General features: G+C 73.2%; 10 protein-coding genes and 2 pseudogenes. 3 read left to right on the top strand and 9 right to left on the bottom strand.

Going from position 1 to position 13,065, the window contains the following annotated elements:
• Positions 1-6 precede the first annotated feature (6 nt).
• The 5 genes from ACFYP0_RS22265 to ACFYP0_RS22245 all read right to left on the bottom strand — a co-directional run bounded on the left by ACFYP0_RS22265 (position 7) and on the right by ACFYP0_RS22245 (position 5,362).
• Complete coding sequence (locus ACFYP0_RS22265) at positions 7-1,599, bottom strand: ATP-dependent DNA ligase (RefSeq protein WP_386997430.1); 1,593 nt, start codon at positions 1,597-1,599, stop codon at positions 7-9.
• Between the two features lie 172 nt (positions 1,600-1,771).
• Positions 1,772-1,978: a hypothetical protein gene (locus ACFYP0_RS22260; RefSeq protein WP_030333429.1), complete on the bottom strand. Its 207-nt coding sequence runs from the start codon at positions 1,976-1,978 to the stop codon at positions 1,772-1,774.
• Positions 1,979-2,055: 77 nt separating this feature from the next.
• Positions 2,056-3,399 carry a dipeptidase gene (locus ACFYP0_RS22255; protein WP_355584701.1) on the bottom strand — a complete coding sequence of 448 codons (1,344 nt, stop codon included), beginning with the start codon at positions 3,397-3,399 and terminating at the stop codon, positions 2,056-2,058.
• A gap of 36 nt (positions 3,400-3,435) precedes the next feature.
• The gene (locus ACFYP0_RS22250) at positions 3,436-4,581 is read right to left on the bottom strand and encodes a M48 family metallopeptidase (protein WP_355584591.1); all 1,146 of its coding nucleotides are present in this window, start codon (positions 4,579-4,581) and stop codon (positions 3,436-3,438) included.
• A gap of 67 nt (positions 4,582-4,648) precedes the next feature.
• On the bottom strand, positions 4,649-5,362 hold the full coding sequence (locus ACFYP0_RS22245; RefSeq protein ID WP_386997428.1) for a uridine kinase family protein: 714 nt from the start codon (positions 5,360-5,362) through the stop codon (positions 4,649-4,651).
• A gap of 213 nt (positions 5,363-5,575) precedes the next feature.
• Here ACFYP0_RS22245 and ACFYP0_RS22240 point away from each other — a divergent pair, with 213 nt between their 5' ends.
• Positions 5,576-5,977: a rhodanese-like domain-containing protein gene (locus tag ACFYP0_RS22240; protein WP_091405532.1), complete on the top strand. Its 402-nt coding sequence runs from the start codon at positions 5,576-5,578 to the stop codon at positions 5,975-5,977.
• 344 nt (positions 5,978-6,321) lie between these two features.
• On the opposite strand, the gene ACFYP0_RS22235 is transcribed toward ACFYP0_RS22240, so the two are convergent.
• The 3 genes and pseudogenes from ACFYP0_RS22235 to ACFYP0_RS22225 all read right to left on the bottom strand — a co-directional run bounded on the left by ACFYP0_RS22235 (position 6,322) and on the right by ACFYP0_RS22225 (position 10,071).
• Entirely contained in the window at positions 6,322-7,860 is a 1,539-nt protein-coding gene (locus ACFYP0_RS22235; RefSeq protein WP_386997426.1) for a cobyric acid synthase, read from the bottom strand.
• A gap of 149 nt (positions 7,861-8,009) precedes the next feature.
• Positions 8,010-8,990, bottom strand: a pseudogene (locus ACFYP0_RS22230) (cobalamin biosynthesis protein); the annotation flags it as partial.
• A 292-nt stretch (positions 8,991-9,282) separates the two neighbouring features.
• Positions 9,283-10,071: a single-stranded DNA-binding protein gene (locus ACFYP0_RS22225; RefSeq protein WP_386997424.1), complete on the bottom strand. Its 789-nt coding sequence runs from the start codon at positions 10,069-10,071 to the stop codon at positions 9,283-9,285.
• A 304-nt stretch (positions 10,072-10,375) separates the two neighbouring features.
• Between ACFYP0_RS22225 and ACFYP0_RS22220 the strand changes: the two genes are divergently transcribed.
• Together ACFYP0_RS22220 and ACFYP0_RS22215 are read left to right on the top strand one after the other, a co-directional pair.
• Positions 10,376-10,795 (top strand): HPF/RaiA family ribosome-associated protein, encoded by a 420-nt coding sequence (locus ACFYP0_RS22220; RefSeq protein ID WP_124853328.1) that lies wholly within the window; start codon positions 10,376-10,378, stop codon positions 10,793-10,795.
• A gap of 163 nt (positions 10,796-10,958) precedes the next feature.
• Positions 10,959-11,975: pseudogene (locus tag ACFYP0_RS22215) on the top strand (alpha/beta hydrolase); the annotation flags it as partial.
• A 241-nt stretch (positions 11,976-12,216) separates the two neighbouring features.
• On the opposite strand, the gene ACFYP0_RS22210 reads toward ACFYP0_RS22215, so the two are convergent.
• Positions 12,217-12,912, bottom strand: coding sequence for a hypothetical protein (locus tag ACFYP0_RS22210; protein ID WP_124854240.1), 696 nt, complete (start codon positions 12,910-12,912; stop codon positions 12,217-12,219).
• Positions 12,913-13,065: the final 153 nt, after the last annotated feature.

The raw sequence follows: 13,065 nt of genomic DNA, 5'->3' as shown, positions 1-13,065 counted from the left end.
GCCCGATCAGCCAGTCATGCGGCCGGCGTGGATGGCACGGACCGCATCGATGGTGTCCGCCTCCGCGGCGGACTTGTCGTCGCGATAGCGCACCACCCGGGCGAACCGCAGTGCCATCCCACCGGGATAGCGCGAACTCGTTTGCACCCCGTCAAAGGCGATCTCCACCACCTGCTCGGGCCGGACCCGGACCACCCAGTCGCCGCGTTCCACGGCGAGGTCGAGGAACCGCTCGGTCTGCCACCGCAGCAACTCGTCGGTGAGCCCCTTGAACGTCTTGCCGAGCATGACGAAGTCACCGGTACGCGCGTCACGCGCACCCAGATGAAGGTTGGACAGCCAGCCCTTGCGCCGGCCGCTGCCCCACTCGACGGCGAGCACCACCAGGTCGAGGGTGTGTCGTGGTTTCACCTTGACCCAGGCGGCACCGCGCCGGCCTGCGTCGTAGGGGGCGTCCGGCGCCTTGACCACCACGCCCTCCTGCCCGGCGTCGAGCGCGGCGGCGAACGCGGCGGCGGCCTGCTCCGGGCCGTCGACCTCCATCCGGCCGACCAGCAGCGACGAATCCACCGAACCGGCGAGGGCGGCCCACCGGTCCCGGCCGGGAAGGTCGATCAGATCCTGGCCGTCGAGGTGCAGCAGGTCGAAGAAGTACGGGGTGAGCACCGTCGCGCCCGTGCTGGCGGCCGCCGCGAGCACCGCCGGGGCGACCGGTGTGCGCCCGGTGGTGCTGGGGGTGGTGCGTCGGGCGGCCCGGCTCGACGTCTGCTGGAACGGCAGTGGGCGGCCGGTCTCGTCCAGGCCGATCGCCTCGCCGTCGAGGACCAACTCCCGGCCCGGCAGGGCACGGACCGCGGCGACCACCTCGGGCACCCGGGTGGTGATCTCGTCGAGACTGCGGGTGAACACGGCGATGTCGGCGCCGGAGCGGTGCACCTGGATGCGGATGCCGTCGAGCTTCACGTCGACCACCGCCGGCGTGCCGGTCGCGGCGAGCGCCTCGTCGACCGAGGGGGCGCTCTGCGCGAGCATCGGCGCCAGCGGGCGGCCGACCTGTAGACCGAACCCGGCCAACTCGGCGGCCCCTCCGGCCAGCGCGGCCACCGCCACGGCCCGGAGATCACCGGCGAGCAACAGTGCCCGGCGGACCGCCGCCACCGGCACCTCGGCGGCCCGGGCCACCGCGTCCGCGAGGAGCCCGGCCTGGGCGCCCTGCCGTAGCTCGCCACTGAACAGGCCGGTGAGGAGCCGCTGCTCGTCGGCCGTCGCCGCCGCGTAGAGGGCACCGAGCAGCGCCCGACGCCGAGCCTGTGAGCCCGAGCCGTGCACCGCGGCGATCTGCCCGATGGCCGCGTCCACGGCGGCCACCGTCAACGTCGGCTCGGCGGCCGGTGGCGGCAGGTCACGCAGGCTCGCGTAGCCGACCCCGGTCTGCCGTTGGCGCAGCTCACCGGCGAGATAGCCGGCGCCGGGCTCGACCTCGCCGGGGTCGAGCCGGCGCAGCGCGTCAGCGAGCAGCTCCACCTTGGCCCGCCGACCGCTGGTGGCGCCGACGGCGGCGGAGGTGGCTGCCAGATCGAGGAACCGCACGCAGCTCATCCTGCCAGTCACCTCCGACACCGCCCGGGCATTGCCGTGCCCGGGCGGTGTCGGCAGGGTGCCGCCCACTCACGCGGACGACGGATCAGGGCCGGTTTCATGAGGGCGGTCGAGTCGAGGCGGAGTCCGGACGGCGACCGGCGCAGGCCGGCCAGTCCTCATGAAACCGGCCCTAAGCGGAGACGGGTTCCTCGATGCGCAACCCTCGGGCGCGGACCTCGCCGGCGACCCGGGAGAGCACCGAGTCGAGGGCGACCAGTGCGGCGGAGAGCTCACCGAGCTGTTCGTTGAGCGTGTCCTCGGACCACGCGGAGACGTCGACATCTCCCAGCGCGCTGACAGCGGCCCCCAACCGGGCCATCACCTCGTTCGTACTCATGTACGAAAGGCTATAACAGCCGACCATCCGACACGCCGTAAACTCGCAGATCAGGCCCAAAGTTGCCGTTCTGACACCTAACCGCCGACCGCCGCCACGTTGCGCAGGAGCAGCGCCTCGGCGAGGCAGACCCGGGCGAACTCCCCCAGGTGCAGACTCTCGTTCGGGCCGTGCGCGCGGGCGTGCGGGTCCTCCACACCGGTCACCAGGATCGCCGCCTTCGGGAACATCTCCTGGAAGGTGGCGATGAACGGAATCGAGCCGCCGACGCCGATGTCAACCGGGGCGGTGCCGTCCCAGGCGGTCCGGAAGGCCGAACGGGCGGCATCGAACATCGGCCCGGACGCGTCGATCACGCACGGGTCGCCGTCGTGTTCGAAGGTGACCGTCACCTGCGCACCCCACGGCGCGTGCTGCTCCAGGTGCGCGCGCAGCGCCGCGTACGCCCGCTTGGGGTCGTCGCCCGGGGCGAGGCGGACGCTGAGCTTCGCCTTCGCGGCCGGGACCAGGGCGTTCGGCGCCTCGCCGGTGGACGGCGCGTCGACACCGAGGATGGCCAGCGCCGGCTTGGTCCAGAGCCGGTCGGTGATCCGGCCGGTGCCGATGAACTGCACGCCCTCGGCGAGCCCCGCCTCGGCCCGGACCCGGTCCTCCGGGTAGTCGACGGTGGCGCCCTCCCGGCCGACGAGGCCGTCCACGGCCACGTCACCGGCGTCGTCGTGCAGCGTCGCCAACAGCCGGACCAGCGCGGTGAGCGCGTCCGGCACGGCGCCGCCGAACATGCCGCTGTGCACCGCGTGGTCCAGCGTGCGCACCTCGACGAAGCAGTTGACGATGCCCCGCAGCGAGGTGGTCAACGCCGGTACGCCGATGTCCCAGTTGCCGGAGTCGGCGATCACGATGACGTCGGAGGTGAGCTCGTCGCGGTGCTCGGCCAGCAGTTGCTCCAGCGAGTCGGAGCCGTACTCCTCCTCGCCCTCGATGAAGAGCACCACGCCGACCGGCAGCGCGTCACCGTACGCGCGCAGCGCCGCGACGTGCGCCATGATGCCGGCCTTGTCGTCGGCCGCGCCCCGGGCGTAGAGCCGGCCGTCCCGTTCCACCGGCTCGAACGGGTCGGACTCCCACAGCGACCGGTCGCCGACCGGCTGGACGTCGTGGTGGGCGTAGAGCAGCACGGTGGGCGCGCCGGGCGGGGCGGCCCGACGGCCGATCACCGCCGGCTGGCCGCCGGATCGCACGATGTCGACGTCCAGGCCACAGCCGCGCAGCAGCTCGGCGACCGCCTCGGCGGAGCGTTCCACGTGCGAGTGGTCGAAGCCCTCGAAGGCGATGCCGGGGATGCGGACGAGGCGCTCCAGGTCGGCCCGGACGCCGGGCATCTCCCGCTCGACGGCGGCCCGCACCTCGGACTCGGACATGATCGGTGAGGTCATGACCGGCATCGTATGCCGGCCTTACCGGGGCGTGCCGGCGGAGCCCGTACCGTCACCGCTGTCCGCAGGGCCGGCGCCGGCCCGCGCGCCCGGTGCGGCCCGCCCGGCGCGGTGTGCGCGGCCCGCCGCCTCGGTGGCGGCGTCCATCCAGGAACGGGCCCGACCGGCGGTGCCCCCCACCCACTCGCCGACGTCGCTCGCGCCGTCGCCGAGCCGGCGCAGCAACCCGACCAGTGGGTCGGTGGACCGGCTGAACTCCTCCCGGTACGACTCGGCCGCCGCCTTGATCTCCTCCGAGACGCTTGTCGAGCTGTCGTCCTCGCGGCGGGGATAGTCCCCGGCCAGCACCTGCCCGTACGCCCCGGAGTCGATCCACTGGCGCAGCGACGCCGCCCGCGCCACCGGCACGGGGTGGGTGCTCCACGCGGTCATCCTGATCTTGTGCAGGCTGTCGCGCAGGTCGCCGCCACCGGAGTACTCGGCGGCCTGCTCCAGGAAGGCGGTGGTGTCGACCTGGGACAGGTCACCGCCGCCAGCGAGCTTCATCAGCAGCCGCAGCGCGGCGGCCGGGTCCTGCCCGGCGAGCAGGCCGGCCCGGTCGGCGGAGAGTTCCGCCTTGCGCCACCACTCCAGCATCGCCGCGATGATGGCGCGCAGCGCGATCGCGCCGACCGGCAACCAGCTCAGGTTGGCCGCCCACCGGGTAAGGATCATGAGCATGGTCTTGTAGACCGCGTGCCCGCTGCCCACGTGCCCCAACTCGTGGCCGAGCAGGCAGCGCAGCTCGTCCTCGTCGAGTTGCTGCACGCAGGCGGAGTTCAGAACGATGAACGGTCGCTCCAACCCGACCGCCTCGGCGCCCAACCAGGGCGACTGGGTCACGTACAGCTCGGGCAGTTCGGCCACGTCGAGCGCCGCCGCGGCCTCGGTGTAGCGCTGCCACACCGCCGGGTACTGCCGGTGGTCGACCCGGATGCCGGAGGCCAGCACGGACAGCCGGAACCCCCGCTCGTTCCACATCCCGAAGAACGCCCGCACCACGTCGTCGAAACCGCGCAGCTCGCGCAGCGCGACCAGGGCACCCCGGTCGGCCGGATGCTCCCAGGCCCGTGAGCTGATGCCGCTGAGGGTGATCCGACGCCGCGCTGGCGCGTCCGCTGCCGTCATGGTGGCTCCCCGTTCGCCGTAGCTCTCCGCATCGTGCCGCAGACCGTGGCCCACGTCCATGCCCCGCTCAGCGAAGCCGCACGTAGTACCGGTCCGCGTCGTACGGCAGTGTCGGCGCGCCATCCACCACCAGGTCGGCGTGGGTCACGGTCTCGTCGACGGCGAAGTGCGCCCGCTCCCCGTCGTGCCAGCGGCGCAGCTCGGGCAGGATCTCCGGCCCGTCCCGGGCGACCGCGCGAGCCAGCCGCAGCGACGCGGGCGCGGTGACGAACACGGCCAGCGTCAGCTCCGGCCGGACGACCGCCCGGGCGGCGCTGACCCCCTCGACCACCAGCACCGGAGCCACCGGAACCGGAACCGGTCGGGGCAGAAAACACTGCCGGACCCAGCTGTACCGCCGGTAGGCTCCCGGCTCCCCGTCGCGCAGCGGAGCGAGCACCTCCTCGTCGAGCCGGGGCCAGAAGGTGACCTGGTCGTCCCACCCGTCGAGCAGGTCGTCGGTGTGCACCAGCGGCGGTCGGCCGCCGAGCGGCCCGGCCAGGGCATCCGCGAGCTGCGCGGCGAACCGGCTCTTACCCGCGCCGCTCGGCCCGTCGACCGCGACCAGCCGGGTCCGCCCCAACCGCGCCGGGCCCGCGAGCACCCGACGAGCCAATTCGGCGTACGCCTCGACAACCGCGACGGTCGGTCGGCCAGTTCCCGGGTTCAGCGCAGCCTCCCGTGGTGCATGACCGAAGTATGCCGCCACCGCTGGTGGGCAGGGTGATCGACTCGGGTTCATCGAAGTCCCGGTCGGCCGGACCACCGTTGTCGGTGACTGTGTCGATCATGCCGATCGGGGGGCCAAAGTGGGCCACGTTGACCCGTCCGGCTGACCGCCCTGGCCGGCCACCGTCACGTCCGGGGGAATTGGTGCGGCGACGGGTGACGGGCGGCCCGTTCGCCGCCCGGGGTGCCACCGAATCGGCATGATCGGGTGGTGCTCCGAGACGTAATGAGCCCCGGTATAGACGCCCTGCTCGAACAGGCCCGCGCCGGGCTGCACCGACTGACTCCGCAGCAGACCGTCGAGGCGGTCCGCGGCGGCGCGTTGCTGGTCGACACCCGTACCGACCTACAGCGCCGCGAACAGGGCGACCTGCCGGGCGCGGTCGTCATCGACCGGACCGTACTGGAGTGGCGCCTCGATCCGGCCAGCGCCTGGCGGATCCCGGAGGCGACCGGGTACGACCGGGAGATCATCCTGGTGTGCCGACAGGGTTACAGCTCCAGCCTGGCCGCCGCCAGCCTGCAGACCCTCGGGCTGCGCCGCGCCACCGACATGATCGGCGGCGTGGACGCCTGGCTCGCCGCGGGTCTGCCCACCACCGACCGTCCCGCCGACATCCGCCCCTGACTCCCCCGGCCTTGCCCTTCAGGTTCCATGCCGGGCGGTCGGTCTGCGCAAGATCGCACTCGATCCAGGAAACAGGCCCCTCCTCGCGCGGGCGAGGCCCCTACAACAACGATCGAGCACGATCATGCGGGAGTGGGCGACGCTCGGCGGGCCCCTGTCTGGCGACCGGCTGGCGACCGGCTCGAGGGTGCGCCTCGCGGCCCCGGGGCGCGCGGTCCCGGGCCACGCACCGCATGGGACGGTGGGCCAGCCAGGACGGTGGACCGGCCACGACGGCGGACCGGCCACGACGGCGGACCAGCCACGACGGTGGGCCAGCCAGGACGGTGGACCGGCCACGAGGGTCAGGACGGGGCGCCGGGTGGGATGAAGGGGAGGTCGGTGGGTGGGCCGGCTTCGATGAGACGCCAGAGAGCATCGGTGTCCAGGTGTTCCTCGACCAGGTCGCCGAGCAGGTCGAGTGAGCGCTCCCGGGCGGCGGCGAAGCTGGTGGCCGGTGCGACCCGGAACCCGCTGCGGCCGGCCAGGCGAGCCGCTTCGGTGAGGAACCACCGGCGGAATTCGTCGGACTCGAACGCCCCGTGCCAGTGCGTGCCGTGCACCACGCCGAGCACGGCGCCCTCTCCGACACCGTCATCGCTGGTCAGCAGCGGGGTCAGGCTCGGGTCGGCCTGTGAGACGTACCCGTGGTGGATCTCGTAGCCCCGCACCGGCAGGCCACCGTGGCCGGTGCCCACCGACTGCCGGACGGTCTTGCGCGGATCGAAGGTGATGTCGATGGGCAGCAGACCGAGCCCCGGCACGCTGCCCTGCCGGCTCTCCACCGGATCGTGGATGGCGCGGCCGAGCATCTGGAAGCCGCCGCAGAGGCCGAGCAGGGGCTTGCCGGCCGCCACATGGGTGGCCACCGCGTCGGCGAGACCGGTTTCGCGCAGCCAGTCGAGGTCGGCGACGGTGGACTTGGAGCCGGGTAGGACGACCAGGTCGGCGGCGGCCAGTTCGGCCGGTTCGATGGTGAGGCGTACGCGGACGCCCGGCTCGGTGGCGAGCGCCTCCACGTCGGTGGCGTTGCTGATCCGGGGTAGGCGGACGACGGCCACGTCCAGCCATTCGCTGCCGTGCGGGGCGGCGGGTCGGCCGAGCACCCGGCCGTAGGCGAGTGAGTCCTCCGCGTCGAGCCACAGGTCCAGTGCCCAGGGCAGCACCCCGTACGTGGGACGGCCGGTGACCTGACGCAGCATGTCCAGACCCGGCTGGAGCAGCCCGAGGTCGCCCCGGAACTTGTTGATCACGAAGCCGGCGATCAGCGCCTGGTCGGCCGGGTCGAGCAGTGCCACGGTGCCGAACATCGAGGCGAAGACACCGCCCCGGTCGATGTCGCCGACGACGATGGTGGGCAGGTTGGCGTGCCGGGCCAGCCCCATGTTGACGTAGTCACCGGCCCGCAGGTTGATCTCGGCGGGGCTGCCGGCGCCCTCGCAGATCACCACGTCGTACGTCTCGCGCAGCTCGGCCAGTGCGGCGTACGCGGTCTCGGCGAGCCGGGGACGCATCTGCCGGAAGGTGCCGGCGGTGATCGTGTCGACCGCCTCGCCCAGCAGCACCACCTGACTGGCCAGGTCGCTGCCCGGCTTGAGCAGCACCGGGTTGAACCGCAGGTCGGGTGCGAGCCCGCACGCCGCGGCCTGCATGGCCTGGGCGCGCCCGATCTCGCCGCCGCGCCCGTCCGGCCCGACGACCACCGCCGAGTTGTTCGACATGTTCTGCGCCTTGTACGGCGCCACCTTCACGCCCTGCCGGTGCAGCCAACGACAGATGCCGGCGGTGAGCACGCTCTTGCCGGCGTCGGACGTCGTGCCGGCCACCAGCAGCCCGCCGCTCACCGCCCACTCCCCCGCCGCATCCCGACGCCCCCGGCCACTCCGACAGCCCTGCCCATACCGACGGCCCGCAGTCCGTGCTCACCGGCACCGCCCAGCCGCACGGCCCTGGCCACGCCAGCCAGCCCGCGCCCTCCGGCCGCACCTGCCGGCCCTCGCTGGCCCACCGCGCCGATCAGTGCACGCCTGCTCACCGCGTCAACCAGCCGGCCGAGCGTCACCGGGTACGCGGCGGCCAACCCGACGGCGGCCAGCCCCACCGCGCCGGAGATCCGGGCGGCCCGCTTCAGGTGCCGCGCCTCCGGGCGGGGACCGTCGCCGAGGAACGGCCGCACCTCGGAGCGCCCGAAGTAGACGTTGCGACCACCGAGGCGGACTCCGAGCGCACCGGCCATCGCCGCCTCGCACTGACCGGCGTTGGGGCTCGGGTGGTCGTTGCGGTCCCGCCGCCACACCTGCCAGGCGTGCTGCCGGTCCCCGTGCGCGACCGGCGCGACGGCGATGGTGAGCAGCCCGGTCAGTCGGGACGGGACGAGATTGAGCACGTCGTCCAGCCGAGCGGCCGGTGTGCCGAACCGCGCGTAGCGCGTCGACCGGTGCCCGACCATCGCATCGAGGGTGTTCGCCGCGCGATAGCCCAGCAGCCCGGGCAGACCGGCGACCGCACCCCAGAGCAGCGGAGCGACCACCGCGTCGGAGGTGTTCTCCGCGACCGATTCGACGGTGGCACGGGCCAGCTCCGACTCGCCCAGCGTCGACGGGTCCCGCCCGCAGAGGTGACCGAGGCGTCGCCGGGCGGCGGGCAGGTCACCGTCACGCAGCGTACGACCCATGACGGTCGCCTCGTGCCGCAGCGTGCGGCCGCCCAGCACGGTCCACGTGCCGGCCGCCACCAGCACCGCGCGGGTCACCGGCCGGTGCCGGGTAGCCGCCGCGACGACCGCCCCGAGCAACACCGGCCCGCCGACGGCCAGCGCGGTGAATGCCGTACCCGCCGTTCGGTCCGGGCGGTAGAGGCGGCGCTCCAGCGCGCCCGCGGCCTGCCCGAAGCCGGCCACCGGGTGCCAACGGCGGGGGTCGCCGAGCACCCTGTCCAGCGCGTACCCGGCGAGCAGCCCCACCGCGTTCGCCATCGGCGCTGTCCGTCGCACCCGCACCACCTCCGGCCGGCCAGCCTAGACGAGCATTCCGTGAACCAGCCCAACCCACGGTCCCGCAACGGCAACGAGAACCCGTGGAGCGAACAGGCAGACCAGCCCACCGACGCCCGTCACGGGGTGACGACGCTGGTCGCGCCGCCACCCCGCCCCCGTCGTGCCGCACCGCGCCGTGCCGGGTGGTGCCGTTTCGCCGCAGCACCTGTGACCGAAACGGTGCCTCGGCCAGCTCGACCGCCGCCCAACCCGCGACGGCCGAGCCGATCGGTCAGGCTGGCTGCGGGATCCGGCCCCGACCACGCCGCCCTCGACCGGACTGCGGCGGCTCCGGCTGCCCCTCGTCGGGCACCGGCCCCAACTCGATGTCCAGGTCACCGTCGGCGTTGTCGTCGTCCGCCTCGGGTGGAGGGGCCAACTCGTCATCGAGGTCCGGCGGAACGTCGGCCTGCCCGGCGCTCGCAAGCGCTCCGCCGTCGCCGAAGACCCCGCCGCTCGGGGAGCTGTCGTCGCCCGCCGGGACGTTGCCGAACGGGCTGGTTCGCAGCTCCGCGTAGTCGGGCAGCTCGAAGTCGTCGTCCAGCGGACGGTCGTCGGGCAGCACGGGCGCCTGCCCGGCCGGCACCGGCTCGGTGGGCTCACCGTGCACCCGGCTCTCGGCCTCCGCGTCCTCCACGGTGCTGGTCGCCATGCTGGGCCGGTTGCGCAGGAAGCGGGCGCGACCCCGGGACAGGTCATGGCCGACGGCCACCGCCTCCAGCTCGTAGAGCGTGCGGTGGTTACCGCCGTCGTCGGTCCAGTCGCGGGTGTAGAGCCGCCCGCAGACCACCACCGGATCGCCGACCATGACGGAGGCCGCGACCCCCTCGGCGAGCTTGCGCCAGCAGTTGACGCGGACGCGGAGCGAATTGCCGTCAACCCAACGGCCGCTGTCCCGATCGAGTCGGCGGGCGGTCGAGGCGACCTTGAAGTTGGCCACCAGAGTGTTGCTCTGGGTCGTACGCCGCCACTCGGGCGTAGTCAGCACATTGCCGACGATTGTCACGTAAGTGTCGAACATCGTCCCTCCAGGGGGATCGGGGCCTGCCAGCGCGAGTCGACTCGACACCGAGCATCGACACTGGGGACGGGCTTCGTGAGCGCCCATCCCCGACCTGTGGATGACGAGCCCACCTGTGGACAACGCCCTGATCACGCCCGGATGTGGTACGCCCGACCCGCCCGGCCTGCCGTCCACGGTTTCCCAGGCCACCGGAACTGGGTAAGGACTTGATCAACGCACCACCGACAGCTCCACGTCGACGAGAGGTCAGCGCCATGACGATCACTACCATCGACTCCGCGAACGCTTCCGAGGCGCAGCGATGAGCGCCGTGGCGAACCCGGCCACCGTGGCTGAGTGCCTGCGGGTGGGCGCCGGGTTCTCCCAGGGCGACCGCAACTGGATCGCCGAGCAGTTCGCCACCCTCGACGCCCGGCTGGCCAGCTTCCACGCTGACGCCACCGAGCTGGAGGTGTCGGTGAAGGACCGGGAGGCGCGTGGTCAGAAGGTCACCCTGGAGTGCTGGATCGCCGGCCGGCAGAAGATCGTCACCACCTCCGCGGAGGAGGACCTGCACGCCGCACTCAATGACGTCCGTGACGACCTGCGCCGTCGGCTCAACGACGCCAAGACCCGCCAGGAGCCCCGGCACAACAAGCACCTGCGTGACGTCCCCCAGCCGCAGATCGAGGCGGACGAGCCGGAGAACCTGGCCCCCCGCGCCGACGCGGAAACGGCCTGACCCACGCCCCACCCCGCGATCTTGCACTTTCGGCTCCCGAACAGCGGCTTTTGCCCCTTTTTGTCGGGACAGAAAGTGCAAGATCGCGGGGTAAGTGCGGCGAGCGGGACGAGTGGGACGCGCGGGCTACCGCTGGGTAGGTTGGCGGCGTAGCGTCGCGTTCGTGGAACCGGACGTGTTGGGGCCGCCGTACGAGCGGCAGACGATCGACCTGGGCACCGACGACGAAGGCCCCGTTGTCGCGACAGTGGTCCGGCGGCGGGCCGAGCGGCCCACCGGGCGGGCCGTGCTCTACGTGCACGGCTTCGTCGACTACTTCTTCCAGACGCACCTGGCTGACTTCTTCGCCGAGCGAGGCTGGGATTTCTACGCGCTCGACCTGCGCAAATACGGCCGCAGCCTGCTCCCTGGCCAGACCCCGAACTTCTGCCACGAGATCAGCGACTACTTCCCCGAGCTGGATGCCGCCGCCGAGATCATCCGCAAGGACGACGGGCACGACACCCTACTGGCGATGGGCCACTCCACCGGCGGCCTGATCATCTCGCTCTGGGCGGACGCTCGCCGCGACACCGGCACCATCGACGGCCTGGTGCTCAACAGCCCCTTCTTCGACCTGAACGCCCCCTGGGCGGTCCGTCGACCCCTCGCGGCCGCCGCGTCCCGGCTGGGCCGCAGGGCGCCGCACCGCATCCTCCCGTTCGGGCTGGGCACGGTGTACGGCGAGAGCATCCACTCCGACCACCGCGGCGAGTGGACCTACGACCTGGCGTGGAAGCCGCTGGCCGGGTTCCCGGTCCGGGCCGGCTGGCTGAACGCGATCCGTACCGGGCAACGCCGGCTGCGCGCCGGGCTGGACATCCAGGTGCCGGTGCTGCTGGCCTGCTCGACCCGGTCCTTCCGGGGGACCAAGTGGCACGACAACGCGACCCTGGCCGACGCCGTACTGGACGTCGAGCACATGGTCCGCTACGCGCCCCGACTCGGCCGCCACGTCACAGTGGCCCGCTTCGACGGCGGGCTGCACGACCTCACGCTCTCCGGCCCCGCCGTACGGAAGAAGGTCTTCGACGAGGTGGGCCGCTGGGCCGAGGCGTTCCTCGCCGCCGGCCCCACCGCCCCGGCCGACGCCGCGCCGCCCGACGCCGCGCCGCCCGACGCCGTGCCGCCCGACGCCGCGCCGCCCGACGCCGTGCCGCCCGACGCCGTGCCGCCCGACGCCGTGCCGACCGACGCGGCGCCGACCGACGCCGCCCCGGCCGACGCCGCTCGATCAGACGCCGCTCGGCCAGACGCGTCCTCAGCTGACGCCGCGCGTACCGACGCCGACCGCGCTGACGCGCCGCCGACCAGCACGCAGACGGCCGACGCGGCAGGGGCGGCGACGCTCGGCGGCTGAGTGGGCCGGACGGCGCCGCGGCTCACATGTCGCCGGGTGTCGCCGGGAGGAGGGCACGGATCCGGTCGAAGGTGGCCACCGGGTGCGCGCCGACACCTGGCAGGACCAGGCCCAGGCAGTACGGGGAGACCTCACCGGTGGGTTCAGCCTGAACGATGAAGACCGGCGCGCCGACGTACCCCGGCGGCAGCTCGGTGGTGATCAGCACGGCGTCCCCGTCGCGGACCACCCGCTCGATCGCGACCTCCAGCGGCCGCGACCCGTCTTCGCGTACCCCATGGGCCAGCACGAAGGCGGAACTGGCGTCGGCGCCGAGGCGGGCGACCACCTCGGGCCCGGCGGCGATCCCCGCCGGCACCGGCTGGACGCGCCACCGCCAGCCGCCGTCGCCGGCATACCGGTGCAGGCCAGCGGTCGGCAACACCGCGACCCCGTCGCCTGCGAAGCGGGCCCAACCGGGCACGATCTCGGCCTCGGTTATGACGGCCGGGGCCACCCCCGCCGGCTCGGTGACGCTGGCCCGCAGGCCCAACTCACCAGCCGAACCGACCACCAGGTCGGCCGCCGTCAGCAGCGACTCCCCCACCGGGTCGTCGCCGCCCCGGAAGAAGAACGCGGTACCGAAGTCGCCCGATGACCGGTACGGCAGGATGGCGCGACCGACGACCTGGCACAGCTCGTAGGCGACGTCGCTCTCGGCGTCGGAATCCAGCAACACCAGCCAAAGGTACGGTCCACGGCCAGGCCGCTCCGCGGTAACCCGGATGCCCGCTACGGGGCGGACGTGAGACTCTGCTCGGCAACGTGGACGCGGGCACCCTTTTCACCGTCGGGCAGTGGGACGGCGGTACCCTCTGGGCGCGACATCCAC

It is taken from the genome of Micromonospora arida, from assembly GCF_042873195.1.
In the GTDB taxonomy this organism is placed as follows: Bacteria; Actinomycetota; Actinomycetes; order Mycobacteriales; family Micromonosporaceae; genus Micromonospora; species Micromonospora arida.
This window is presented reverse-complemented; position numbering and strand designations above follow the sequence as displayed.

Coding starts and splice junctions, on each gene's coding strand:
- ACFYP0_RS22265 (WP_386997430.1), bottom strand. CDS start 1,599: ATGAGCTGCGTGCGGTTCCTCGATCTGGCAGCCACCTCCGCCGCCGTC.
- ACFYP0_RS22260 (WP_030333429.1), bottom strand. CDS start 1,978: ATGAGTACGAACGAGGTGATGGCCCGGTTGGGGGCCGCTGTCAGCGCG.
- ACFYP0_RS22255 (WP_355584701.1), bottom strand. CDS start 3,399: ATGTCCGAGTCCGAGGTGCGGGCCGCCGTCGAGCGGGAGATGCCCGGC.
- ACFYP0_RS22250 (WP_355584591.1), bottom strand. CDS start 4,581: ATGACGGCAGCGGACGCGCCAGCGCGGCGTCGGATCACCCTCAGCGGC.
- ACFYP0_RS22245 (WP_386997428.1), bottom strand. CDS start 5,362: ATGAACCCGAGTCGATCACCCTGCCCACCAGCGGTGGCGGCATACTTC.
- ACFYP0_RS22240 (WP_091405532.1), top strand. CDS start 5,576: ATGAGCCCCGGTATAGACGCCCTGCTCGAACAGGCCCGCGCCGGGCTG.
- ACFYP0_RS22225 (WP_386997424.1), bottom strand. CDS start 10,071: ATGTTCGACACTTACGTGACAATCGTCGGCAATGTGCTGACTACGCCC.
- ACFYP0_RS22220 (WP_124853328.1), top strand. CDS start 10,376: ATGAGCGCCGTGGCGAACCCGGCCACCGTGGCTGAGTGCCTGCGGGTG.